Raw genomic sequence first — 25,744 nt, forward strand, 5'->3', positions numbered from 1 at the left:
GGTCAGTGCTATGGCAGCCGCCGCCTGGTGCATGCGTTGCAGGCGCAGGGCATGACCATGGGTCGGCACCAGGTGAGCAGCCTGATGCGTGAAGGGTCCTTCCAGGCAATTTTGACTTAGCGGTCGAGGGGCTCGGATGCTATCGCATCTCGCCCACACGAGGGTTTAATCAAGCGTTGCACTTGGGATTTGAACTCGCGGGCTCTATCTGGGCGTGCTCCAGTTGGAAATCCAGGCCTGTTCAGAGACTCTTGAGCAACGCTTTGGCCGCTTCTGCCTCGGGGAATTTCTGGGTGTCGGCGAGTAATTGTTCCAATTCTTTCCGAGCCTGGGTCTTGTCTCCGGTACGGACCAGCGCTGCGGCGTGGTGGTAGCGGAAGGATGCCACTTTGGGTGCCTTGGCAACGGCTTTGCTCAGCAATTCCAGACCGCGCGGGGCTTGCCCCTGCTTTACCAGAATCCAGCCCAGGGTGTCCTGAATGGCTGGGCTGTCTGGGGCAAGTTTCAAGGCCTGCTCGGCCGTAGCCAGTGCTCTATTGTCTTGTTCGCGCTCGTATAAGCCAGCCAGGTTATTCAGAACGAGTGCGTTATTTGGGGACTGCCGCTGGATTTCCTGGTACTGGGCGATGGCCTCCTTATTTTGGCCACGAAAAATGTAGTACTCGGCAGCGTAGGCTCGCACCACGTTGTCGCTGGGATGCTGTTTGAGCCAGGCGTTGAGGAGTTGCCCGGCAAGCGCGTTTTTGCCAACAAGAACGTAGACACGGTTTAGCTTGATGAATTCGGTCGATCCGGCACCTTTATCCAGCGCTTGCTCATAAGCCTTGATTGCTTGAGGAAAATGTTTCTGGGCAGTCTGAATATCGCCTTCACGGTCGAATCCCAATGGGGATTTGGGTTGTAGAGTCTGAATTTGGCGGGCAATCTGCAAAGCTGCTTCGAGTTTGTTTTCGGTCAGATTCAAACGGAGCAGTGTATCCAGAGTTTGCGACCGGTTCGGTTGGAGTTGTAGAGCTTTCTGTAAGCTTGTTCTGGCATCTGTCAGGTTCTTGTTGGCAATTTGGGCAAACGCTAGATGCAAGTAGGCATCTGGAGATTGCTCGTCCATTCTCGTTAGCTTAGTGAAAGTAACGATGGCGTTGGTTATATCATTGGTAGTCAGTTGTGTGGCGCCCAGCAAATTGAGTGCCCCTGGATTGTTAGGATTAGCATTAACCGCCTCTTTTGCTAAGGCCAATGCTTTCTGGGGTTGATTCTTGGTCAGGTAATACTGGGTGAGTGCGGCACGGGGTGGGATGGCTTCGGGGTGTGCTTTGGAAGCTTTTTCCAACCAACCGACGTAGGCATTTTCCTGTTTATTGATGGAGGCCAGCTCTGCCAGGGCCATCATGGCTTGTAAGTTGTTTTTATCAATGCTCAGGATGCTTTCAAAGCGTTTGCGCGCTGCGGCAGGGTTGTTCGCCTGTATATCAAGTTGCGCTAAATTTTCTGCTGCAGGGAAGAAATCAGGTTTGATCACCAGTGCCTGTTCGAAACTCTTGCGCGCATTGACCACGTCATTTTTGCCCAGATAGGCGCCGCCACGCAAATTGTAGGTGGTCGGATTATTAGGTTGTTTTTTGTCCAGCGCTGCGATGGCTAGCAGTGCGCGATCATACTGTTTGTCGCGTATCAGGCTTAGGATCAGCAGCGTGTCTGCATCGCGTGCACCGGGGCCGGTGCCGCTATCCAGCGCAGCGGCGGATCCCAAGTCTGCTAACGCGCGTTCTGTTTCGCCGCTGGCTAGGAGACTTACTCCTAAACCGGTACGAATAGCAGCATTTTTTGGGTCAATTGCGGCGGCTTTCTCCAGGAGTTGTTTCGCTTTCGTGTATTCCTGTTCCTGTAGATAAATACCACTCACCAGCGCCAATAATTGTGGGTCATTTGACTGTTCTGGATTAAGCGGCTGCAAGGTAATGAGTGCTTGTTTGTTCTGGCCGAGTTTGGATTGCGTGACAGCTAGCAGCTTGAGGGCATATGCGTTGCCGGGTGTTCGTTCGAGGACTTTGCCAAGTTGGTTTGCAGTTTGTTCGTAAGAACCCAGAGCATAGTTCACAGCACTGGAAAGCAGCAGACTGGGTAGATGGTCCGGGGCGATTTGGAGCGCTTCTTGTAGTGCATCGCGTGCTTCCGGGTATTTATTTTGTTTAAAGGCCAATAAAGCTTGTGTGTATTTGGAAAGCAGCGAGTTTGGCGCTATCTTGCGTATGCTCTCAATATCTCTTCGAGCCGTGTCCAATTGTCCGAGCGTGATATTGATGAGGGCGCGGTTTTGTAGTGCTTCCAGATTATCCGGTTCGATTTTCAGCGCGCTGCTATAAGCAGTCAGCGCACCTTGCGTATTTTTATTGAGTTGTTCCAAATCACCAATAAATATCCAGGTCTTGGCCTGTCTGTCATTGATCTTGAGTGCGGTATCGAGCAAGGCTTTGGCTTTGCTCATGTCTTTATTTGCCACCGCGCATTGCGCTAGCCCCCAATAAGTCGATGGATTACTCGTATCGGTATCGAGTGATTGCTGAAACAGATTACACGCCTCCTGCAATTTTCCTGTCCTGAGCAAGGCTTCGCCGCGCATTTGATAAATGCGTGCCAGGTTGGGTTTGGAAGTTGTGTCGCCCGGTTGAATTTCGGCCAGTACTCGATCGTATTTTCCCATCAACATCAAGGCTTCGCCCAGAAGGGGTTTGATGGTTTCCTGGCGTACACCCAGTTTTTGAGCTTTTTGAAGTTCGTTTTCGGCTTCCGCACCCATGCCGGCTTTCAGGTAAATTTCTCCGAGTAGCAGCCTGGCTTGCGGGCTGTTGGGATTTTTCTGAAGTGCATTTTTCAGTTCAATCACGCCTGTCTTTAGATCGCCTTTGTCCTCAAAATCCTTTGCGCGCTGGATGAGTTGCTGCTCGGTCAGGTTGGCGTTATGGTCGCAGCCTTGCAAGGTGGACGTGGTTAATAATGCAAGGATCAAAGCCGACTGGAATGGTTTAAGTAACATGTTCGTTCCCTGAAAAGATTCTTGAATCTCGGTAGTTAATTTGTCTTGCCTTGCAGTTGCTTGAGTAGCGTACGCGCCTCAGACTCGTGTGAAAATGCGGCACCGCTAGCGAGCAGGCGTTCCAGTTCACTACGTGCACGAGCAGTGTCGCCGGATTTTGCCAGTGCCTGGATGTAGTGGTACTCGATTTCAGTGCTGTCAGGTGACTTCGACAACGCCTGCCGGAATAGTTGTATGGCGCGCCCGGTTTGCCCGCGGGTCATCAATATTTCGGCTAGTGTATCCATAACGGCGGTATTGTCGGGGGCAAGCTTGTAGGCGCGTTCGGCATAATCCAATGCTCTTGCGTCGCCGGCGCGCTGCAGGCTCCATGCGTAGTTGTTGAGGATCAAAATGTTGTTGGGGGATTTTTCCAGCAATGTGGCGTAGTTGGTATTGGCTAGTTTGTAGTTGCCGCGCTCCATGGCGCTCTGCGCTAAATAGGCGCGGCTTGCGGCATCATCGGGGTGCGCCTTGAGCCAGACAAGCAGCCCGGCATCCGCCTCAGCGGCTTTGCCGGAAAGCACTTTGGCGTTGTGGAGTTTAACGGCCAGCGGACCACTGTTTTGCAGGCGCCAGGCGGTTTCGTATTTTTGCAGTGCCAGTGCGGGCTGTTTTTGCATCAGCAGTGTATCGCCTTCCAACACCCAACCAACAGGGGCACGCGGCAGTTGCTGTTGTACCTTGTGTGCCATCTGGATGGCCTGATCGTAGTGTTTGCCCTGAATGTCGAGGGCAATCAGTGCGGTCTGGGCATCAAGGAAATCAGGCTTGATCTGGAGTGCACGATTGAGCGCAGCGCGCGCTTTATCGGTTTGTTTGAGCGCCAGCTGTGCATTGGCGATCCGAACCTGAACCGCGGGGGATTGCGGCGCCATTTCGGCCAGTTTCTGGAAGCTGGCGAGAGCGTTGTCTTTATCGCCTGCCGCCAGTTGGGCGTTGCCGAGCATATCCAGTGCGGCCGGGTTACCGGGATTGGCAGTGCGGGCTTCTCTGGCCAGCACCAGGGCTTTGGAGAAGTCGTTTTTACGCAGGTAGTAATCGGCCAGCAGCAGACGCGGCTGCAGCGCATCGGGCGCAGTCTTGGCAGCCCGTTCCAGCCAGCTCAGGTAGTCCTTTTCCTGTCCTGCCCGGGCGGATAGCTGGGCCAGTGCAAGCATAGCCTGGGCATTGTTGGCATCGTGCTGGAGCAGCGTCTCGAAGCGCTTGCGTGCGGCGGCTGGGTTGTTTGCCTGCAGGTCGAGTTGCGCAAGATTGGCAGCCGCCGGAAAAAAATCCGGATTGATTGCCAGCGCCTGCTCGAAACTCTTGCGTGCGTTGCTCAGGTCTTTTTTGCCCAGATACGCGCCGCCACGCAAATTGTAGGTGATTGGGCTGTTGGGCTGCTTTTTGTCCAGATCGGCGATGGCTTGCAGGGCGCGGTCGTACTTTTTGTCACGCATCAGCGTCAGGATCAGCAGCGTGTCGGCTTTGTGCGCGCCGGCTCCAGTATCCAGGGTCGCGGCGGATTCGAGGTCGGCCAGCGCGCGGTCGGTGTCGCCACTGGCGAGACGGCTCACGCCCAAGCCGGTGCGGATGGAGGCGCTCTTGGGGTCGATGGAGGCGGCTTTTTCCAGAAGCTGGTTGGCTTTGGTGAAATTATTGGTGTGCAGATAGAGGTCACCGGCCAGCGCCAGCAGCTGGGGGTCGTTCGATTCCTCCGGTTTGAGTGGTTGCAAGGTTGCCAGTGCCTGCGCACTCTGGCCCAGTTTGGCCTGGGTGGCGGCCAGCAACTTGCGCGCATAAGCGTTGGCAGGGGCTTTTTCCAGCACCTTGCCGAGCTGGCTTGCGGCCTGTTCGTAGGAGCCCTGCGCATAGTTGACTGCGGCAGACAGTAGCAGAGCAGGCGGGTATTCTGGCGCAGATTTCAGCACCTCCTGCAGGTTGTCGCGCGCTGCGTCGAGCTTGCCACCACGGAAATCCACCAGCGCCTGCATATAGCGCACGGAAAGGTTGTTGGGGTTGAGTTTGCGCGCCGCTTCGATTTCCTGCCGGGCTTCCGCGAATTTATTGCTCGCCAGATAAATGGAGGCAATGCTGAGGTGGGCAGCGGAGTTGGTTGGATCGCTTTTGATCGCCTCGCGGTAGGCAGCAAGCGCGGCTTCGGGTTGGTTTTTCAGGCGCAGCAGATCCGCTTTCATTAGCCAGGCGTCCCGGTCCGTGGGCGCCAGCTTCAAGGCATTCTCGATTTCGCCGAGGGCGCTATCCAGGCTGCCTTTGGCGGCGGCGATGCGTGCCAGTCCCAAATGCGCCGAAGCAGAGCTGGGTGCCGCTTTGAGCGCTTCGTTGAACAGTTTTCCGGCTTTGTCGGGTTCATTCAGACCCAATTCCGCGTTGCCGCGGGCAACGAGGATCTGCGCCTGGAGCGGCCCGGAAGCACCCTGAGGCAGGGTGATTTCCTCAATCACCCGCTGGTAAGCACCTTGTCCCTGCAGCGCTTCGGCCAGCGCAACCACTACCTTGTCCGGGGAGTACCCGGCGTCGCGCGCGCGACGCAGCTCTTTTTCCGCCGAGGCGTAATCGCCGCTGCGGTTATAGGCAGTACCCAGCAGATAGCGTGCCTCGGCGTTTTTGTCATCTTTTTGCAGGACGTTCTTGAGCTGAATGATGGCGGCTTTGTCGTCGCCCTTTGCTTGTAATTGTTTGGCCTCGGACAGGTATTTTGATGTGGAATCGCCGCAAGCTGCTGTAGCGAATAGGGTCAGCAGCAATGCAATATGAAGGCGGGATATAGAGGGCACGTCAATCTCCTGGGGTATTGTTTTTTTAACTATTGGTGGTGGGTATCATGGCGGCCGGCTGCAGGAATTGTCTGAATAGTGCAGCCAAATCAGCCGGCCTCAGTGTTGCGGTAAGACAAGGCGCATAAATAACAACAGCAAGTCCAGCCGCAACATATCCATGTTTCCCTTCAAGATTTGCAGATCATGCTACCACGCCGCAACAAATGGCGTTATCGGCCATCTGGTTGATAGTCACGGAAAATTTATTTCAGGCCGCAACGGTTGATCAAGTCATACAAGGTTGGCCGGCTAACGCCCAATAGCTCCGCAGCCTGCACGATATTGCCATTGGTACGCCCCAGGGCTCGGATCACTGCGCGACGATCGGCTTCTTCACGAACCTGGCGCAGGTTGAGCGGTTCGGATTCGGCGCCACCAGCTTTCAAGCCCAGATCCTGGGCGGTGATCTGCGTGCCCTCGGCCATGATGACTGCGCGCTTGATGACATTCTCCATTTCGCGTACGTTGCCTGGCCAGGGGTGGGCTTCGATGGTTTCAATGGCGTCGGCTGTGAAGCCTTTCAGGGTGCGGTTTTGCTGAGTGCTGAATTTTTCCAGGAAGGCATGGGCGAGCAGGGCGGCGTCACCCTGACGCTCCCGTAGTGGCGGGATCGTCACGCTGATTTCACTCAGGCGGTAGTATAAATCCTGGCGAAAGCTGCCTGCCTGGATCAGGTTTTCAAGATTCTGGTGGGTGGCCCCGATCACCCGCACATCGACCGGGATTTCGCCACGTCCGCCCAGGCGCTCGATGACGCGCTCCTGCAGGAAACGCAATAACTTGGCCTGCAGAGGTTGCGGCAAGTCGCCGATTTCATCGAGGAACAGGGTGCCTTTGCTGGCGTATTCGATTTTTCCGATAGTCTGTTTTGCAGCTCCGGTGAATGCGCCCTTTTCATAGCCGAACAGCTCGGATTCGAGTAAGGCCTCGGGTATGGCTGCGCAGTTGATGGCGACAAAACGTTCACTGGCCCGGTTGGAGAGCCGGTGCAAAGCACGTGCCAGCACTTCTTTGCCGGTACCGGATTCACCCAGCAGCAATACGGTTGCGTCGGAGGGGGCGACTTTTTCCACAGTACGACATACACGGACCATGACCGGTGCGCTGGTGATAATGCCGTGCATGACTTCGCCAGGCCTTTGTTGCTGGAGTACGCGGTTCTCTTGCTCCAGACCGTGCACGCGAAACGCGCGCGCAATGATCATGTCCAGAATTTGCGGATCGAATGGCTTCTGGTAAAAATCATAGGCGCCAAGGCTGATGGCTTTGACGGCATTGACGCGATCCTGATTGCCCGTTACAACGATTACCTTGGTGGAGGGTGCGATGGCTACGATTTGTTGCAAAGTAGCGAGTCCTTCCTCGGCACTGTCGGGAAACGGTGGCAGGCCGAGATCGAGCAATACCACGGCCGGCTCGAAGCGACGGATCTGATTGAGAGCGGCTTCACGGTCGGCCGCCAGTTGTATGTCATACCCATCCAGGCTCCAGCGTAGCTGCTTTTGCAACCCCGGGTCGTCCTCGACTACGAGTAGTGTGGGTTTGTTATCGCTCACGCGATTTCTCCTTGAGTCAAATTGCCTGTTTCTCGCCGCGTGTTTTCTGCGGGGATATGGATGTTGAAAGTAGTCCCCTGCCCGGGTGTGCTGGTCACGTCGATTCTGCCGCCCAGTTCGAGAATATATTCGCGGCATTCGTAGGCGCCAATGCCCATGCCGGAGCCTTTGGTGGAATCGAACGGGCGGAACAGGCGTTCGCGGATGAAGGCGTCATCCATACCGCAACCGGTATCGGTAATGTCTATCACCGCATCGTCGTCCTGGAGCGACAGATGTACCTCAATATGCCCATCGTAGGGGGTGGCCTCTAGCGCATTTTGCAGGATGTGGCCGAGCACGCGTTTGAGGCGTTCGTGATCGGCATTGACTTCGATGGAAGCGACATCTATCTGCAGCACGGGTTTAAGCCGGTAGACATGTTTCTCGCCAATAATTTCGGAAAGCAATCCGCCCAGCTCGATTTTCTGCTCGGTCAGCACTGCCGGCTGGCCGCCCTTGAGTTGTTGCAGCAGGCGATCCATGCGCGCCACCGAGCTTTCCACGGTGCTGATCATGTCGTCCACGAACTCCGGGTTGTGCTTGTATTTCCCGGCATTGGACACCAGCAGGGATTGCTGTGCGATGAGGTTTTTCAGGTCGTGCACGACAAACGCCGCCATGCGGTTGAACGATTCGAACTGACGCGCAACGGTAAGGGCTTCCGCGGCCTCCATCTGGGCCAGGTTGGCAGCGGCTTGGCGCGCGGCGGTCTTGATCAGATCGCTGACTTCCCAGTTGAATGGGATTTTTCCCAATGAGCGACCGATAATCATGAATCCGATCAGTTTGTCGCGCACCAGTAGTGGCGCTAGCAGCCAGGCATCAGGGATGGCATTGATCCAGGCAGGCAGCTGCAGGCCTTCGTAGAGCTCGGGCTGGCTGCGATATTCATCCAGATTGATTACCCATTCGCGCTGGGTAAGAAACTCAGCCAAGGCGCCATCGACAGGTTCTTCGCCATCGGCGTGGTGCAGATTCCAGCTAACTATGCGGGTGAAGCGATGAGGTTCGCGCGTTAGCCACAAGGCGCCCGACTGGCTCTCCACCAATCCCGCAACGGCCTGGATGGCGCGCGTGCATAGCTGTTCGCCGGGGTCACCCTGCGACAGGATGCGGGTGAAATTGAGCCATTCATCGCGATAGTCGTAGGTGTAACTAAAAAAATGCTTGCTCAAAAATACCCGCACCCGTGCCCGCAGTGTGCCGGAAAATAGAACCGACAGCAGGATCACGAACGCACCGAACAGGAATGCCGCCTGCAGGATACTGCTCCATTCTCCGCCAAAGGTGCGGATGTAATAGCCTGCGCCTGCCATGATCAGCAGGTATACGCCTGCACCGAGCAGGGCTGCCGTATGGAAAAACAGTCGTCGGGATACGGTGACGCGCAGATCCCAGTTGGGATTGCGTTTGGCGGAAATGGCGATCAGCGGCACCGACAATGCATTCACAATTCCGCGTCCAGCCCAGATTTCCGCGTCAATATGTTGAAACAGCATGGCGTCGGAGTATAGGTAAAAGTCATAGACCAGCATGCCGCCCAGACCAAAGCACAGGTATTTGATGCCCCAGCGGTCCTCGCTGCGGGTACTGCGGAATAGCTGTTCCACCAATGCCATGCCAAGCACTGCCAGGATAACCCGGCTTACTGCGCCGCCGAGTAGTGTATCCAGTATCGGTAGATCAACGAGGCCCGGAAAAATACTCAACGAATCCGCCACGATACGTACTATTAGCAGCGCGCAGTATGCCAGCATGACATAGCCGGCCACGCGCAGAATGGACATGGTTTTAGGCTGCATGCCCTGGCGCTGGTTCACCAGGTCAAGAAGGAAATAAAGCCATGCGGCATCGCGCAACAGTTCTGTAATTGCGGTGAGCGAGGAGATGTGCTGGCCATGGTAAGCGTCCAGCGCTGCGAGTCCAGCCCACAATGCGCTTATCACGCTGGCAGCCATAAACATGCCGGTGCGATTGGCTCCGCGTCTCGATACTGCCATCGCGCTCAGTGCTACAAACGCAACCGATGCAAAACCGTAGCTGATCAGGGTGGCATTCATGTGGGCGACAGCGGCGGGTTTACTGACCTTTGCCCCAGAGTACAACCTGTACTGTCTGAAACAGGACCATCATGTCAAGGAACAGGGTATGGTTTTTGACATAGTACAAATCATATTGCAGCTTTTCCACCGCATCCTCAACGCTGGCGCCATACGCGTAACACACCTGCGCCCAGCCGGTAATGCCGGGTTTGACGGTGTGACGGCTGTTGTAATAGGGAATCTGCCGGGTCAATTCATCGACGAAATAGGGACGCTCGGGCCGCGGGCCAACAAAGCTCATATGTCCCATGAATACGTTAAATAGTTGCGGCAGTTCATCAAGACGCACGCGCCGAATAAAACGTCCGGTACGTGTGGTGCGATCGTCATCCTTGTTCGCCCAACGCGGTTTGCCGTCCTGTTCTGCATCGGGACGCATGCTGCGAAATTTCAAGATGGTGAATGGCTTGCCATGTTGACCTACGCGTTCCTGACGATAGAGTACCGGGCCGCCGCTTTCCAGATAAATTGCCAGTGCAGTCAGTGCCATGGCGGGCAGTGAAATCAGCATGATGACGAGACTCACCACCAGATCGAAAATGCGTTTGATGGTGTCGCGCGCGAGTCCCTGCTTGAAGCCTTCGGATAGGATGATCCAGCTGGCGTTAAGTGATTCCAGTTGCAGTTGACCATTTTCGCGCTCGAAGAATGAGGATAGCTCAATGACATTGATGCCGCGCAACTTGCATTCCAGTAATTCGCTCACTGGCAGACCGCCATCACGGCGGTCGCGTACCGCAATGACGATTTCATGGATATTGTATTTGGTGACGATTTCGCCGAGGCTGGTGGTGTCATGCAATACGCGCGCATGCTCTACATAATGGTGGTTGCCCTGCAAGGGGAGATAACCCACTATTTGCAGGCTGCGGGCCGATGACATCGACTTGATCAGTTGATCCACCTTGGCGGCACGGCTGCCACTCCCCAGCACCAGGACACGTTTCTTGAAGGTGTCGAGATTAGACCATTTAACGAATGCAATGCGGGTAAGCGTTATACCGATCAGGGCAAACAGCAGAGAAAACAGGAATGCGCCGCGTCCCAGCAGCATGTCCGGGAACAAATAAAACAGCAGGCTCATGACCACGAAACCCATTGCGAAACTGGCAATCATGCGGACGGCAACGGCACGCGCACCCGCCATCCATTCGCCGCTATACATGCCGAATACGGTCATGATCAACATCATCACCAGGGCAAACGAGCTGGCTTTAGGGAATATCGGGCCGAGTGAAGCAGGCAGGTCGCCGCTGTTCTCGATGAAACGCACGGAGATGCCTAGATAGATCGAAGCGACCATGACGGCAAGGTCCAGCCCCATTATTAATATCAAATGGGCGGGTATGTAATGTCGGAAAAATCGAATCATGTTGTGCTTGTCACCTTTGGGTTGTCCCGTTTGTATTGTGAGGTGCCGATTGTTTATTGGTTATATTGTTTTTTCAGAATGGCTACGCAGGATACGTGCCAGTTGTAAAAAATGGCGAATTGTTTTGCCCAGGCACGGTGTTTAGGAAACTCAAACAATCCCTTCGGGGCAAGAGTCTAGCGGTGCGGCGTCGTGATCTCAACTGTATGTCGGATTTCTTGACATGTTTTGTGAGGGGGGCGTCTGAATACGGGAATGCCCAATATTGGGCTATTCAATGGCGGGTAAAGCGGGCGTTACGTCGTCTAACAGTGCCTGTACTTGTGACAATTTGGCGCGTTTTGGCGTACGGCCGTCAGCTTGACCGCGGGGAACACTGCGCAACTCGTCTTCAGGATAAATGGCGATTTCCACATCCGCCGTATCCAGGTTAAGTGTGAAACTGGGGATGTTTTTTGCCCCCCCCTGCCGGTGTATCTGACGTTGTCCCTGTTTAAAGGGGATGTTGCGTTGCATCAGATACAGCTCGAATTCTTTTTCGTTGTCGGTATAGAGCTGAAGATTGATATCAGAGTGCGGTCCGGCCGTGCCATTGAGCACCGAACCGGTTAAATAGGGATGATAATCGGTGAGCATGCGCATGGTATCCAGCGCGATCTCACGCAACTCCCGTAGCCGCGCCGGGTGGGATTCGCTATGGTAGAGCGCCTGGTACGATTTGAGCGCCAGTTCGATTTCCTGATTGCCTGGCAAGTTATAGCCATCTTCCACGCCCAGCTGACGCGCAGCCTTGCGTTTGGCCAGCCCGTAATCCTGAATGCCATGCTCGGCCATTAATTGCGCAGCAAGTTGCGCCAGGCGCTCACGCAATTGATTGCGTCGATTACTCATGATGTCTAAAACACCGGGCTGGAGTCAGGTTGTGGGGTGTCCGGTTGAGGGGGCTCCGGTGTAGCAGGCACTGCCTCTGGAATGGCAGGGGCGGTGGTGAGCACTGGTACGGTCTCCTGATAAAAATATTCGTTGTAGCCCGTCTCGCCGTTCGCGACTGGCAGACCAGTGAGCGGATTGATGGTGGCGGTGACAATGCCACTGGGCACCGCGTAACCGGTTTGTGGTACATCACGCAATACCGTTCCCATGTATTTCATCCAGATCGGCAGCGCGGCCTGGGCCCCGGTTTCACCTCTGCCGAGAGTACGTGGTTGGTCAAAGCCGATCCAGGCAACCCCCACTACGCTGGGTTGGTAGCCGCTAAACCATGCATCGACCTGATCGTTGGTGGTGCCCGTTTTACCCGCCAGATCGGTACGTCCCAGCTGCATGGCGCGTGCTGCAGTGCCACGCCGCACCACACTTTGCATCAGACTGGTCATGATAAATGCGTTGCGCGGGTCGATCACCTGGTGCGGTTTTTCCGGCACGGTCTGGCTTAGTATCCGCCCTTGCTGATCTACAACGCGGGTAATCAGATAGGGGGTGGCTAAGCGTCCGCCATTGGCAAACGCGGTATAGCCCCTCGCCATCTGTAGTGGCGTGACCGAACCGGCGCCGAGCGCCAGGGTGAGATAAGGGGGCTGGCGCGCAGGGTCGAAACCGAAACGTTTTGTGTAGTCGCGCGCGTAATTAGGACCGATCGCCTGCAGGATTCGAATGGTAGGTAGATTAAGGGATTTGGTCAGCGCCTGACGTACGCTGACTATGCCGGAATAGGTATCTTCGTAGTCTTTTGGAGACCACTCCACGCCGCCGGCCTGCGCAGCCGGGATTGTAAGGGGTGCATCATCCACCAGGGTGGCGGCGGTAAAGCCTTTTTCCAGTGCGGCAGAGTAAATGAAGGGTTTGAAACTGGAGCCAGGCTGGCGCCATGCCTGGGTAACGTGGTTGAACTTATTAAGGTTGTAGTCGAAGCCTCCGACCAGTGACAGAATCGCGCCGGTTTTTGGATCGATAGAGATAAATGCGGCCTCCACGGTGGGTATCTGAACAATCCGCCAGGCGTTGGTCTTGGCATCTTTCTCTACCCGGATCAATGCCCCGCGTCGGATATCAAGCTTGGACGGGAGACCGCCAGTAAGTGCGCGCTGGGCAAATTTGAGTCCGGCGCCGGTGATGGTAATCATGCCGGAATCCTTGCTGTAAGCGCGTACCAGTTTGGGGCTCGCTTCCAGCACCACAGCGGGTTGCAAATTATGGATGACAACCGAATTCTGCAAGGCATCATCCAGCGTGGTTTCAATATTCTGGTTGTCTTCGGGTATCTGGACAGTCCCCTCCACACCGCGATAGCCGTGGCGTTGATCGTAATCCATTACGCCCTGCCACAACGCCTGGTCGGCGGCATCCTGATCGCGTTTGCGTATTGTCGTATAAACCTTCATTCCGCTGGTGTAGATGGCATCCTGGTAGCGATCGTACATGGCCTGTCGCACCATCTCGGCCACATAATCTGCGCTGACGTTTTTTGTACTCAGCGGCCCGCTGCGGATCACCAGATGCTGGTTTTTGGCTTGCTCGTATTGGGCGTCATCAATATATTTGAGTACATGCATACGGTTAAGTACGTACAACTGACGCTGACGCGCACGCTCAAAGTTGACCACCGGGTTGTAGCGTGACGGCGCCTTGGGCAATCCGGCCAGCATCGCCGCCTCGGCAATAGTGACTTTCTGCAATGGTTTGCCGAAATAGGCATAGGAAGCGGCGCCAAAACCATAGGCACGCTGACCAAGGTAAATCTGATTGATATACAGAGTGAGAATCTGATCCTTGGACAAGGCATGCTCAATCTTGATTGAGAGCAGCGCCTCATTCAATTTACGGGCGAAAGTTTTTTCGCGAGTCAGAAAGAAATTTCGTGCCACCTGCATGGTGATGGTGGAAGCTCCTTCTTTCGCGCCGCCCGACATCACGTTACTTAACGCTGCGCGCAAAATGCCTAAGGTATCCACGCCGCCGTGCTGATAAAAACGCTCATCTTCTGCAGCCAGAATGGCCTGCGGGACAAAATGAGGAATATTGGAGAGGCTGACCACGGCGCGCCGCTCCTCGCCGAATTCGGCAATCAGAGAATTATCCGCAGTGTAGACCCGCATCGGCACTTTGGGGCGGTAATCGGTAAGGCTATCCAGGCTGGGTAAGTTGGGATAAATCAATACTGCAGCAAGGACTCCCAAAGCGGCGATGAGCAGAAAAAAAGTAACCAGTGCAGCAATGAGATAGTGCCAACGAGATTTGAACATTTTGGTATCAGTAAAAAATCTTGGGTGAGGAATCTAAAGTTCCCGACATTATAGGCGTTATCAGTAGGCAAGTTAAAACACGCTTGTCGTGGGCCTGGTGTGGATTGTGGAAAGTGTAAAAACCTTTACAGCATATAAACTTGTTGTTAGCATTTAACGTGAATTGTGTATTTAGTTCCTAACTATTACATTAAAAAAGGGATTTCCATTGCAGTTCGATTTCTTCAAAGCGAAGTCTCCCCCTCTGATTGGCGTTGATATCAGCACCAGCGCCATTAAGATGGTGGAAGTCAGCGATGCAGGGAGGGGTCTGTATCGTATCGAGCGCTATACGATTGAGCCATTGCCCAAAGATGCTGTGGTCGATGGGAATATCGCCAAGCTTGACGAAGTGGCTGATGCTATCCGGCGCGCCTGGAAAGACATGGGTAGCCGCGCAAAACATGTTGCGCTTGCGCTGCCCGCTGCTGCAGTCATTACCAAGAAAATTATCCTGCCCGCAGACCTGCCCGAGCAAGAACTGGAATCGCAGGTTGAAGCTGAAGCCAACCAGTCCATTCCGTTCGCGCTGGATGAGGTGAATCTGGATTTCCAGATACTGGGCTCGGCACCGAATAATCCGGGCGAGGTGGAAGTGTTGCTTGCCGCCAGCCGCAAGGAAAAGGTAGAGGATCGCGTGGCCGCAGCTGAAGCTGCCGGGCTGAAAGTGCTGGTAATGGATATGGAATCCAATGCCAGCCAGACAGCGTACGAAGCCATGACGCACATGTTGCCCGACGAAGGGCGCGGGCAAACTGTTGCGCTGATCGATATCGGTGCGGCAACCATGCATATCATGGTATTTGTGGATGGGCAAATGATGTACCAGCGCGAACAATCATTTGGCGGTAATCAGCTGACACAGGAAATCCAGCGCCGCTATGGCATGTCAATTGAAGAAGCAGAAAAAGCCAAGCGTGGTGGTAACTTGCCGGAAAGTTATGAGCCAGAAGTGCTGGAGCCGTTTACCGATACTGTAGCGCTGGAAATCAGCCGCGCGCTGCAGTTATTCTTTACTTCCACACCGTATAGCAAGGTTGATCACATAGTCCTTGCAGGCGGTTGTGCAGCCATCCCCGGTCTGGATGAAAAGGTTGCCGGGCGTACCCAGGCCAGCACCATGGTCGCCAATCCATTTGCCAATATGGCTGTTTCAAACAAAGTACAGCCGGGCCGGCTTGCGCTCGACGCGCCTGCACTGATAGTTGCCTGCGGGCTGGCGATGAGGAGGTTTGACCCAGCATGATACGCATCAACCTTCTCCCGCATCGTGAAGTCAAGCGCGCGGCACGCCAACGCCAGTTCAATCTGTTGCTGGGGTCAGTCGCCCTGTTTGGTATCGCCATCGTTATTTTGGGTTATCTGGCGCTGGATGCTCGCCAACAGACCCAGGCAAAGCGTAATGAATATTTGAAAGTCGAAATCGCCAAACTCGACAAGGATATTGTTGAGATCAAGGGGCTCAAGGAGCAGACGCAGTCGTTGCTTGCCCGAAAGCAGGCGGTAGAGACTTTGCAAACCAACAGATCCAACGAAGTGCATTTGCTTGACCAGTTGGTGCGGTTATTGCCAGAGGGGCTTTACCTGAAATCCATCAAGCAGACCGGTAATACCATCAATCTGCAAGGGTATGCCCAGTCCAGTGCGCGCGTTTCCAGCCTGATGCGCAATCTGGAGTCATCGCCATGGCTGGAATCGCCGGCATTGATTGAAATTCATGCCGCGACCGTACAAGGTTTGCGTGCCAATGAATTCAACCTCAATGTGCAGCAGAAACAGCCACAGAGCAGCGCCGATGCCCAAGCAAAAAATGGCGGTAAATCATGACTCTAGATGACCTGAATAATCTCAACCTGAAGGATCTTGCCAATGCGCAGATGAGCGTTAAGGCGGTTCTTCTGGCGGTGCTGTTTGTGGCGATTGTTTTCGCCGGCTACTGGTTTGGCTGGAGTGGGCAACTCGATGCATTAAATACTGCCAAGCAGGAAGAGATGTCCCTGCGCGACACTTACATGAACAAAAAGCGTCAGGCTATTAACCTTGATGCTTACAAACAGCAACTCAAGGACATAGAGCGCTCGTTCGGCGCGCTGCTCAAACAGTTACCCAACAAGTCCGAGATGGATGCGCTACTGACCGACATTAACCAGGCAGGGCTGGGGCGTGGCCTGCAATTTGAGTTATTCAAGCCGGGCACAGAAAAAATCGGTGATTTCTACGCCGAATTACCAATCAGTGTGCGCCTTACCGGCAGTTATCATGATCTTGGCGCCTTTGCCAGCGACATCGCGCAACTACCGCGTATCGTTACCTTGCATGATATTGAAATCAGTCCGGAAAAAGACGGTGCCTTATCCATGAATGCCGTCGTGAAAACCTATCGTTATCTGGACGATGACGAAATTGCGGCGCAAAAAAAAGGCGCCAAGGGAGCAGCTAAAAAATGAAACGGCTCGTTTCCATTATCCTGTTATTGAGCCTCGCCGCATGCGGCGGTAATGGCTATGAAGACCTGGAACAGTTTGTCAAAAACTCGGGCAACAATCTGCGCGGCAAGGTTGAGCCATTGCCTGAGGTCAAGCCTTATCAGCCGTTTACCTATGCGGCATTTGACCTTCCCGACCCGTTCAAGCCGCGCAAACTCAAGCTATCTCAAGGTGGCGGCGGACTGCAGCCGGATATGAATCGTCCCAAAGAGCCACTTGAAGCTTACGCATTGGAAAGCCTGAAAATGGTAGGGGTACTCAAGCAAAAAGGCCAGACATTTGCAATTATCAAGGCGCCGGACAACGCAATTTACCGGGTTCATAGCGGCAACCACATGGGGCAAAATTTTGGTCTGGTTACCGCAGTGAATGACACCACCGTGAAAATAAAAGAAATCGTGCAGGACAGCGCAGGCGACTGGGCAGAGCGCGAAAGCAACCTTACCCTGCAGGAACAGTAAACATGAGGTCTACCATGAAAAACAAACTGGCTCATTTATACCAACAATTACTTGCATGTATCGCCGTCGCCTTATTCCTGGCCATGGGTATGCAGACAGTACGTGCCGCGGGAAGCGACGCCAACAGCGTACAGTCGCTTGATTATTCCACGCTGGAAGATGGCAAGCTTCTGATTAAGGTGGGTTTAAAGCAGCCCCTTAAAGCCAGTCCTGCTGGCTTTGCCATCAACAACCCGCCGCGTGTCGTGCTTGATCTGGCCGGAGCCAGCAATGGTCTTGGTAAAAATACCGTCAATGTCGGACAGGGCGCGCTGCGCGATATCAATATCGTGCAAGCTGGAGACCGTACTCGCCTGGTGTTGAACCTGTCCAAGGCTGCCCAATACACCACACGCATGGAGGGTAATGATCTGTTCATCACCCTGCAAGCATCCAATAATCAGATTACCAGCAATGAAACGCCGCGTTTCGCTGAAGGCTCGCCAAGCGCCGCCAAGCATAGTGTGCGCGACATTGACTTTCACCGTGGGTCAAGCGGAGAAGGGCGCATCGTCGCGACATTATCCGACACCACCACCGGCATCGATATTCGCAAGCAGGGTCAACAGCTGGTTGTGGATTTCCTTAATACAGACGCGCCGCGCAGCCTGCAACGCCGTCTTGATGTCAATGATTTCGCAACACCCGTAAAATATATTGAAACCCAGAGCAACGGTGGCAATGTGCGCATGGTAGTGGAGCCCAAAGGCGACTACGAGTACTCCGCTTATCAGGCCGACAACCAGTTCACCATCGAAGTACGTGCCAAACAGGAAGAATCCGGTAAAACCGGCTCAGGCAAGCCCAAGTATACCGGCGACAAGCTTTCCCTCAACTTCCAGAACGTTGAGGTGCGCTCGGTGCTGCAAGTGATTGCCGATTTTACCGGGCTTAACATCATCACCAGTGACACGGTGAACGGTAACCTTACCCTGCGCCTGAAAGACGTGCCCTGGGATCAGGCTCTCGACATCATCATGCAAAGCAAAGGTCTGGACAAGCGCGTCAATGGTAATGTGATCTGGATCGCGCCCAAGGATGAGCTGGTTGCCAAAGAAAAAGCCGAACTGGAGTCGCGTCAGGCTACCCAGGCACTGGAACCGCTGGTAGTGCGCAGCTACGAGCTGAACTACATGCGTGCCGAGCAAGCTGCCCGGGTATTGCAAGGGCAGGCCGCGGCACCGGGCGATAACGGAGAAGATGTGTCATGTTCGGCGCAAGCTCAAGGCGTCAAGGCAACCCCAGTGACAACTACGGCCGCACCAACCACAGCACCTGGTTCAGCGGGCGGAGTGAGCCGGATACTTTCCGCTCGTGGTAGCGCCTCATCCGAGCCGCAGACCAACAGTCTGATAGTCAGTGATACGCCCAGCAAACAGGATGAAGTACGCGAATTGCTCAAATTGATCGATATTCCTGCCAAACAGGTGATGATCGAAGCGCGTGTGGTGGTGGCGGATGACGGGTTCAGCCGTCAATTGGGCGTGCGCTTTGGTGTCCAGCATGGCCGCCCAGGCGACAGCGTGGGTGTTTCCAATAGCGCAGCTAACGCGGCGAATGGAATAACCTCCGGTGTAAATGGCGCGGCGCCATTTAATTTTAATTTTCCTAATGTGAATCTGCCGGGTGCGGCTGGTGTGACTGGCACGCTTGGGCTGTCGCTGATCAATCTGGGCAGCGGCAATTTGGTGAGCCTCGAGTTGTCCGCACTGGAAGCGGACAATCGCGGCAAGATCATCTCCAATCCGCGTGTAGTGACTTCCAACCAGAGACCTGCGGTCATCCTGCAGGGCACGCAGATTCCCTACATTACCCCTGGCACCGCGAACTCCCCGCCCACAGTGACATTTAAGGATGCTTTTCTGTGTCTGCTGGTTAACCCCCAAATCCTGAACAACGATTCAGTGATCTTGAATGTCGAAGTGCAGAAAGATGCTCAGGGGATCAGCGTGGCGGGGCAGCCTGCCATAGATACCAAACGGGTTAAAACGCAGGTGCGCTTGAAGAACGGTGAAACGGCAGTTCTGGGAGGTATCTTCGAACAAACTACCCGGAATGATACCAATAAGGTGCCATTGCTGGGAGATATTCCGGTATTAGGGAATTTGTTCAAAACGACGAACAAGCAGAATAGCAAAATGGAATTGCTGATATTCCTCACTCCACGCATTATCAAGGATAATATGGAATTGCGTTAAAATCTCATCCATTAAAAAAAGCGGGCATAGCCCGCTTTTTTTCGTCCGTTCAAATGGCCAGACTAGGTAGCAGCGTCAGCTTTCGCTACAATCCTGCCATGACTGATAAACATACCAATATTATTCTGGTCGGCCTGATGGGTGCCGGAAAAACGACAGTAGGCAAGTTGCTGGCCAGACACCTCGATAAATGCTTTTATGATTCCGACCATGAGCTGGTACGCCGCAATGGCGTAACGATTCCGGTGATATTCGAAGTAGAAGGTGAGGCGGGTTTTCGCAGGCGTGAAGAAGCTGTCATTGACGAATTGAGCAGCCTCGACAACGTGGTGTTGGCCACAGGGGGTGGAGCAGTATTGAGTGCGCAAACCCGAGCCTTGTTGAAGTCGCGCGGCACGGTCGTATATCTGCGCGGTGCGGTGGAGGAATTATGGCAACGTACGCGCCATGACCGCAATCGTCCGTTATTGCAAACGGCCGACCCCAAGGCGCGCTTGCGCGAGTTGTACACCGAGCGCGACCCGTTGTATCGCGAAGTGGCCGACGTGGTAATCGACACCAGCCGGCAGAACGTCAATGCCCTGGTACGCCAGCTTGAACAGAAACTTGCCGGCTTGCCGGATTAACATCGTGAAGACGGCCTGGCGCTTTGTGTGGCAGGTGATATTCATCCTCTGGGTTGGGAGCGGCGTTACGGCTGAAGCACGAATAATCAGCGCCAATCCTGCCAATTATCACGCACTGATACAGACCCTGAAGCCTGGCGATCGGCTGCAACTCGCAGCAGGCGATTATACGAACGGTCTGCCGGTACATCAGCTGGTCGGCCTGCCCAACCGTCCCATTGTCATTGCCGGGCCAGTTGCACCGGCGCGCGCGGTGTTTCATGCCCGTTCCGGCGCCAACACAGTGAGCATCGTGGATTCTGCTTATGTTGAAATCCGTGATCTGGTCCTCGACGGCGGTAACCTGCCGGTGGACGGCGTGCGAGCCGAAGGTCATGCGCATTTTGCGCATCATATTACGCTGACCAACTTGCTGATTCAGGGGCATGGCAATAACCAGCAAACCGTAGGCATCTCCACCAAATGTCCGGCGTGGGACTGGGTGATTCGCGACAATGTGATTCTCGGCGCGGGTACTGGAATGTACCTCGGCAATTCGGATGGCAGCGACGCGTTTGTCGGCGGTGTGATCGAATATAACTATATCGCCGACACGCTAGGCTACAACCTGCAAATCAAACACCAGATCGTCCGCGCCAGCGTGCCCGGAATGCCTGCCACAGCCCGGCAGACCATTATCCGCCACAACGTGTTCAGCAAGGCAAAGAATGCCAGTAGTGGCCAGTTGGCGCGCCCCAATGTGCTGGTTGGGCATTGGCCGCTTACGGGCAACGGCGTAAATGATCGCTACCTGATTTACGCCAATTTTTTCTATGACAACCCGACCGAAGCCCTGTTTCAGGGGGAAGGCAATATTGCGCTGTACAACAATATCTTCGTCAACCCGGCGGGCGACGCAGTGCATATCCAGCCGCATCACGACATTCCGAAAAATATCGTGATTGCCTACAACACCATTGTCGCCAGCGGTGACGGCGTACGCTTGCTGCATCTGCCGGATACGCCGGTGGCAGAACTGACATTCACGCATAATTTGATCTTCGCTGGCCGGGCCGTGGCAGGCCTCGTAGATGCAGGTAATCTGGCGCAGGACTATGCCAGTGCCGAGCTGTATCTGCGGCGCCCGGACGCAGCGCCGCCTGAGTTGGATGTCACGCCAATACGCCGGCTGCGTGTGTCTGCTGCACGCCTGGCCGCGCTACCCGAATTGACGCGCGACTATGCCGGACAACGCCGCAATCCGGAGGATGTGGGCGCACTGTCGAGCGCGCAGCCGTCTGCCAGCGTGCCGCTGCTGCTGGCACGGCCACGCCGAAAATAATGGAGGATTCATGAACAACAAGCCCGCGCGCAGCATATCGGTCACATATGCGGCACTGGCCTACCTGTGCTTCGTGATCTACGGCAGTCTGGTACCGCTGGATTTTCATGATGTGCCATGGGATCAGGCATTACAGCATTTCGGTGCGATTCCCTGGCTGGCGATGGATACTATTTCACGCGCTGACTGGGTCGCAAACCTGGTGCTGTATATGCCACTGGCGTTCCTGCTGATGTGGGCACAGCGTCCGCGTAGCAGTGCAGGTTATTGGGCGGCGAGCATCGTTGCCCTGACGGTATGCATAGCATTGGCGGTGGGTATTGAATTTACTCAAATGTACTTTCCGCCGCGTACTGTTTCGCTCAATGACATCGTCGCTGAAGTTATTGGCAGCGTGCTGGGTACGGGGTTATGGTTGCTGGCCGGCGAGGCCATTGCACACCGTTTCTCGCGTCTGAGTGAAGGGGGGGATGCGGCGTTGACCGCGGCGTTTGTGTTGTATCTGCTCAGCTATCTGGCGCTGAGTCTGTTCCCATACGATTTTGTGATAGCGTCGAATGAACTCGCCACGCGGCTTGCCACGGGCCGTGACAGTTGGTTCGTGTCACCTGTTGTGTGCAGTGACGCACTGCGCTGTGTTGCCAGATTGGCGGAGGAAGCCCTCGTCGTGGCGCCGCTTGGCGCATTGATGGCGCGTTGGCTGCGCGGGCCGAAGGCAGCGCGGGTGCTGGTCGCGATGAGCGCGGGTGCACTGCTGGGTATGCTGATCGAGATTACGCAATTGTTTCTGGAGTCGGGTATCTCGCAAGGCGCGTCGGTATTGACCCGCGCGCTGGGCATGGGGCTGGGGGCAGTCGTGTACCAGCGCCTGCTGGCGCATGCTTTCACCGCCCAGGTACGGCTGCAGATTCGATGGTTGGCAGCGCTCGCGTTGCCGTTTTATCTGATCGCCGTGGTGGTCCTGCAAAACGATCATCTTTCCGGCTGGCTGGGCTGGCATAATGGTTTGGCGCGGCTGCCCGAAGTGCACTTCCTGCCGTTCTATTATCACTATTACACTTCAGAGGCTCTGGCACTCTCCAGTTTGCTGATGGTACTGGCCGCTTATTCACCGCTCGGTGTGCTGGCATTTTTATGGCAATTAGGAGCGGTGCGCCGGATGGGGGCAACGGTACCGGCATTGCTTGCCGCACTGATCGCAGCGGCTGTTGAATTCAGCAAGCTGTTCCAGTCCACGCAACACTCCGACCCGACCAATGTCATGTTGGCCGCGCTGGCAGCGGCGGCAGGGTATCGCGTGCTGGTCTGGATGAACGCCTTGAACACAACTGCCCGGCACCGTACCGCGCGGCAACAGACACATGCTGCGCCAACAGCAGACAACACCCACCCAGAATCGCTCGCTCAATATCCAGATAGTCGCGGAGGCATCAATCCATTGGCCCTGGTGAGTGTCGGCATTCTGGTATGGGTGGTATTGCGCTATCCCTTGGGCAGCCTCTGGCTGGGTGGCGCCCTGCTGGCGTATGCAGCATTGTTGTGGCGCTGGCCGCGGGCTTGGTTGGTAGCGGTGCCGGCGATGCTGCCGGTGCTTGATTTGGCACCCTTCACAGGCCGGTTTTTCTTCGATGAGTTTGATTGCCTGATACTTGTCACGTTTGCTGTGGTGGGCTGGCGCCGCAATAGCGGCAGACTGGTATGGAACCTGAGTGCCGCCGCATGGTTGCTACTGGCATTGTTTACGCTATCGGTGGTGACTGCGGCGCTTGTTGGTATGTATCCATTTCCCGCGCTGGATGCCAATTCATTCAGCAATTACAACAGCCACTACAATGCGTTGCGCGTCGCCAAAGGCCTGCTGTGGATATTGCTATTGTTGCCATTGCTGCGTATGGGATTGAATCAGAATGCCGTACGAAGTCAGCGCTTGCTCACGTTGGGTGTGACGCTGGGCGTGCTGGCCGGTGGAATTTCGGTGCTTTGGGAACGCGCCGCATTTACCGGGTTGCTCAATTTCAGTGGCGACTATCGCGTGGCGGGCATGTTCTCCGGGATGCACATCGGGGGCGCATATATTGAAGCTTACTTCGCCACCGCGCTGCCGTTCGTGGTGTGGTGGACTTTGCGCAGCCGGCGTGCGCTGTCGCGCTTGTTCGGTGTGGGCGTGTTTGCGCTGGGTGTGTATGCGCTGCTGGTGACTTACGCCCGCGGCGGCTATGTGGCACTGGCACTGAGCATGGCGGTACTGGGCTTGGGATTATTGATGCGCCGTAAGGCATCCGTGCGTAGCAGTCAGATTCTGGGTGGGTTGGCACTGCTGCTGGTGCTGGGCGGGATTGCCTGGCCGGTGCTGGAAGGCCGCTTCATGCAGAGTCGCTTAGCCGTCACGCAGCAGGATGCCGGCATCCGCGCTGCGCATTGGCAAGAAGCGATCGATATGATGGATAGCGGCATCGGCACGCAGCTATTCGGCATGGGATTGGGACGCTACCCGGAGACCTATTTTTGGCGCAATGAGCAGAACGTGCGGCCTTCGAACTATCAGTTTGTTACGCAAAAAGACAATACCTGGCTGGAACTGAGCGGGGGCGATGCGTTGTATTTTGAACAAATCGTCGCCGTGCGCGCGGATCGGCATTATCGATTGAGTTTTGCCGCACGTTCACGTCAGGATCGGGCGGATTTGAACGTGCCGGTGTGCGAGAAATGGATGCAAAATTCAGCTGCTTGTGTATGGCAGAGCGTGCATGTCGGCAATACCGGCGGACAATGGCGGCACTTTGTACTGGAGGTGGATACTGCCAAATTCTCCAGGCATCCCTGGTATGCACAACGCAGTGTAAAAATGAGTTTTTACAACCCGAACCCTGGCACGCTGCTGGATGTTGATGATGTGTCCCTGCGCGACGAGGCCGGACACGAATTGGTGAAAAACGGCAGCTTTAGTGCTGGCATGGACCACTGGTTTTTTGCCGCCGACAACCATTTACGCTGGCATTTCATGGATTTGTGGCTGCAACTGTATTTCGAGCAGGGAGGACTTGGACTCGCGCTGTTTGCTGCGATGGTGATTTATGCCTGCGTTGCATTAGTGCGGCGCTGGCGCGAACCCGAGTTTCCGGCACCCGCGTTGGCAGCGGCGTTGGTGGCATTCCTGACTGTGGGTGTAGCGGACAGCCTGTTTGATGCACCGCGAATGACGTTATTGTTTTTCCTGCTGTGGGCCTGGATAGCAGTGCGCGAGAGGCCCCATTTACGGCACTCTGCGCGCAAGCGGCCTCGGGTGCAGCCACAGTAGTATCAATACCAATGCCGGCCACACCAGTGCAACCCAGGCTGCAAGCGCGGTAATGTTGAGGGGGATGGCCCCGCTGCCGCCAGAAAAAGCGCGCATTGCGTTGCTGTGCAGCAGGAACTGCAATGCCCCGGCCAGCGTCAGCAGCAAGGCCAAAAACTGCGCATGTAAACCAGCGGGTTCGCGCCTTGCCCAGAAAATCAGCAGCGCCGCCAGCACCATGCCGCTCACCATCTCGGCAGACAAGAGTCGCGGCAGTACCCAGCCTTTTAACAGCAGCGCTGCGGCGAGCAATTTGCACACCAGGACAAATCCAAAAATTGCGGCCCATCCGGATAGTTTCCTGGGCGGATGGCGCATCAGGCTGGCAATTAGCAAGCTCGCCAGAGCCCCTTCCAAGCCAAATATCAGCGCATGTAATAAATGAAACCGGTAGCCATCATTTCCGGGAATCTCCCAAAATGGCACAAAATGGGTTTTCAGATTGCCCGCCACCAATGAGGGAACATCCAGGCTCAGTTGCGATAATCCCCATAGTGCCAGCATGAGCAGACCGAAATTGCTCCACAGTCCAGGCGCCAGCCAGCGTCCGCGCCAGCCGGGCAGCAGATGCCCCGGCCATTTGCTTTCCTGCAGCAGACGGTAAAGCATCACGCCTACCATGGCACCCGTCACATTGGCCGCAATGTCCTGTGTTGCTGCGATGCGGCCAGGCAGGAAAGTCTGCGACCATTCCATCAGCAGGCTGAACAGCGAGGTGGCCAGGATTGCCCATAACACGGTGCGCCAGCGCGACAGATACAGGCGTAGCCAGGCTGCGAGCAGGTAACCCAATGGCAGATAGGCCAGGATGTTGGTAATCAGGTCGGTACGGGTAATATGGTGCGGCCAGGGTGCTGACAGGAACGCCAAGCTGCCATTCAGAGACGCACGCCAGCCGCTGAATGGATAGAGGCTGCCGTAACCAATCAGCAGCACATATAGCAGCAGCGCACCGAGCCGCATCAGGCGGGTCAAGCTTGAAGGTGAAGTGGTGTGAGACATGAGGTGATGGTAGCAGAAGCAGGTAT

The 25,744-nt window shown here is 55.2% G+C and carries 17 protein-coding genes; 9 read left to right on the forward strand and 8 right to left on the reverse strand.

Translation table 11 applies throughout. The annotated features are described in order from the left end of the window. A partial coding sequence (locus EI185_RS18430; RefSeq protein ID WP_189836303.1) for an IS3 family transposase occupies positions 1-120 on the forward strand: 120 nt, incomplete at its 5' end. Positions 121-241: 121 nt separating this feature from the next. Here EI185_RS18430 and prsT (EI185_RS05655) read toward each other — a convergent pair. The 7 genes from prsT (EI185_RS05655) to EI185_RS05685 all read right to left on the reverse strand — a co-directional run bounded on the left by prsT (EI185_RS05655) (position 242) and on the right by EI185_RS05685 (position 14,209). Beyond that, positions 242-3,034 carry an XrtA/PEP-CTERM system TPR-repeat protein PrsT gene (gene prsT, locus EI185_RS05655; protein ID WP_124704160.1) on the reverse strand — a complete coding sequence of 931 codons (2,793 nt, stop codon included), beginning with the start codon at positions 3,032-3,034 and terminating at the stop codon, positions 242-244. Between the two features lie 35 nt (positions 3,035-3,069). Next, positions 3,070-5,853, reverse strand: coding sequence for an XrtA/PEP-CTERM system TPR-repeat protein PrsT (prsT, locus tag EI185_RS05660; RefSeq protein WP_189836304.1), 2,784 nt, complete (start codon positions 5,851-5,853; stop codon positions 3,070-3,072). A gap of 245 nt (positions 5,854-6,098) precedes the next feature. Beyond that, on the reverse strand, positions 6,099-7,451 hold the full coding sequence (gene prsR / locus EI185_RS05665; RefSeq protein WP_124704162.1) for a PEP-CTERM-box response regulator transcription factor: 1,353 nt from the start codon (positions 7,449-7,451) through the stop codon (positions 6,099-6,101). Next, positions 7,448-9,553 (reverse strand): XrtA/PEP-CTERM system histidine kinase PrsK, encoded by a 2,106-nt coding sequence (gene prsK / locus EI185_RS05670; protein ID WP_124704163.1) that lies wholly within the window; start codon positions 9,551-9,553, stop codon positions 7,448-7,450. The genes prsR and prsK overlap by 4 nt, the downstream gene beginning before the upstream one ends. A 19-nt stretch (positions 9,554-9,572) precedes the next feature. Next, complete coding sequence (locus EI185_RS05675) at positions 9,573-10,919, reverse strand: TIGR03013 family XrtA/PEP-CTERM system glycosyltransferase (RefSeq protein ID WP_223247695.1); 1,347 nt, start codon at positions 10,917-10,919, stop codon at positions 9,573-9,575. A 318-nt stretch (positions 10,920-11,237) separates the two neighbouring features. Next, positions 11,238-11,858 (reverse strand): nucleotidyltransferase domain-containing protein, encoded by a 621-nt coding sequence (locus EI185_RS05680; protein ID WP_124704165.1) that lies wholly within the window; start codon positions 11,856-11,858, stop codon positions 11,238-11,240. Between the two features lie 5 nt (positions 11,859-11,863). Next, positions 11,864-14,209: a penicillin-binding protein 1A gene (locus tag EI185_RS05685; protein ID WP_124704166.1), complete on the reverse strand. Its 2,346-nt coding sequence runs from the start codon at positions 14,207-14,209 to the stop codon at positions 11,864-11,866. Between the two features lie 208 nt (positions 14,210-14,417). Here EI185_RS05685 and EI185_RS05690 point away from each other — a divergent pair, with 208 nt between their 5' ends. From EI185_RS05690 to EI185_RS05725, 8 genes are all read left to right on the forward strand, one after another. Further along, positions 14,418-15,494, forward strand: a complete 1,077-nt coding sequence (locus EI185_RS05690) for a pilus assembly protein PilM (RefSeq protein WP_124704167.1) — start codon at positions 14,418-14,420, stop codon at positions 15,492-15,494. Beyond that, positions 15,491-16,075, forward strand: a complete 585-nt coding sequence (locus tag EI185_RS05695) for a PilN domain-containing protein (RefSeq protein WP_124704168.1) — start codon at positions 15,491-15,493, stop codon at positions 16,073-16,075. Before EI185_RS05690 ends, EI185_RS05695 begins: the two co-directional genes overlap by 4 nt. Next, the gene (locus EI185_RS05700; protein ID WP_124704169.1) at positions 16,072-16,695 is read left to right on the forward strand and encodes a type IV pilus inner membrane component PilO; all 624 of its coding nucleotides are present in this window, start codon (positions 16,072-16,074) and stop codon (positions 16,693-16,695) included. Before EI185_RS05695 ends, EI185_RS05700 begins: the two co-directional genes overlap by 4 nt. Then, positions 16,692-17,195: a pilus assembly protein PilP gene (locus tag EI185_RS05705; RefSeq protein ID WP_124704170.1), complete on the forward strand. Its 504-nt coding sequence runs from the start codon at positions 16,692-16,694 to the stop codon at positions 17,193-17,195. Before EI185_RS05700 ends, EI185_RS05705 begins: the two co-directional genes overlap by 4 nt. Before the next feature lie 14 nt (positions 17,196-17,209). Continuing rightward, positions 17,210-19,432, forward strand: a complete 2,223-nt coding sequence (locus tag EI185_RS05710) for a type IV pilus secretin PilQ (protein ID WP_124704171.1) — start codon at positions 17,210-17,212, stop codon at positions 19,430-19,432. Positions 19,433-19,530: 98 nt separating this feature from the next. Then, the gene (locus EI185_RS05715) at positions 19,531-20,058 is read left to right on the forward strand and encodes a shikimate kinase (protein WP_124704172.1); all 528 of its coding nucleotides are present in this window, start codon (positions 19,531-19,533) and stop codon (positions 20,056-20,058) included. Positions 20,059-20,062: 4 nt separating this feature from the next. Then, a complete protein-coding gene (locus EI185_RS05720; protein WP_124704173.1) occupies positions 20,063-21,379 on the forward strand; it encodes a polysaccharide lyase domain-containing protein in 1,317 nt (438 codons plus the stop codon). Between the two features lie 10 nt (positions 21,380-21,389). Then, a complete protein-coding gene (locus EI185_RS05725; RefSeq protein ID WP_189836305.1) occupies positions 21,390-24,677 on the forward strand; it encodes a VanZ family protein in 3,288 nt (1,095 codons plus the stop codon). Here the strand turns inward: EI185_RS05725 and EI185_RS05730 are convergent. Next, a complete protein-coding gene (locus tag EI185_RS05730) occupies positions 24,633-25,718 on the reverse strand; it encodes a VanZ family protein (RefSeq protein WP_124704175.1) in 1,086 nt (361 codons plus the stop codon). The genes EI185_RS05725 and EI185_RS05730 overlap by 45 nt on opposite strands. Positions 25,719-25,744 lie beyond the last annotated feature (26 nt).

The sequence above is a fragment of the Sulfuriferula multivorans genome (assembly GCF_003851125.1).
Lineage (GTDB): Bacteria > Pseudomonadota > Gammaproteobacteria > Burkholderiales > Sulfuriferulaceae > Sulfuriferula > Sulfuriferula multivorans.

Excerpts from the sequence above, each read along its gene's own strand:
- EI185_RS05725 (WP_189836305.1), top strand. The coding sequence starts at position 21,390 with ATGAACAACAAGCCCGCGCGCAGCATATCGGTCACATATGCGGCACTG.
- EI185_RS05675 (WP_223247695.1), bottom strand. The coding sequence starts at position 10,919 with ATGGGGCTGGACCTTGCCGTCATGGTCGCTTCGATCTATCTAGGCATC.
- EI185_RS05705 (WP_124704170.1), top strand. The coding sequence starts at position 16,692 with ATGAAACGGCTCGTTTCCATTATCCTGTTATTGAGCCTCGCCGCATGC.
- EI185_RS05695 (WP_124704168.1), top strand. The coding sequence starts at position 15,491 with ATGATACGCATCAACCTTCTCCCGCATCGTGAAGTCAAGCGCGCGGCA.
- EI185_RS05730 (WP_124704175.1), bottom strand. The coding sequence starts at position 25,718 with ATGTCTCACACCACTTCACCTTCAAGCTTGACCCGCCTGATGCGGCTC.
- prsT (WP_124704160.1), bottom strand. The coding sequence starts at position 3,034 with ATGTTACTTAAACCATTCCAGTCGGCTTTGATCCTTGCATTATTAACC.
- EI185_RS05680 (WP_124704165.1), bottom strand. The coding sequence starts at position 11,858 with ATGAGTAATCGACGCAATCAATTGCGTGAGCGCCTGGCGCAACTTGCT.
- EI185_RS05715 (WP_124704172.1), top strand. The coding sequence starts at position 19,531 with ATGACTGATAAACATACCAATATTATTCTGGTCGGCCTGATGGGTGCC.
- EI185_RS05700 (WP_124704169.1), top strand. The coding sequence starts at position 16,072 with ATGACTCTAGATGACCTGAATAATCTCAACCTGAAGGATCTTGCCAAT.
- prsK (WP_124704163.1), bottom strand. The coding sequence starts at position 9,553 with ATGAATGCCACCCTGATCAGCTACGGTTTTGCATCGGTTGCGTTTGTA.
- EI185_RS05710 (WP_124704171.1), top strand. The coding sequence starts at position 17,210 with ATGAAAAACAAACTGGCTCATTTATACCAACAATTACTTGCATGTATC.
- EI185_RS05685 (WP_124704166.1), bottom strand. The coding sequence starts at position 14,209 with ATGTTCAAATCTCGTTGGCACTATCTCATTGCTGCACTGGTTACTTTT.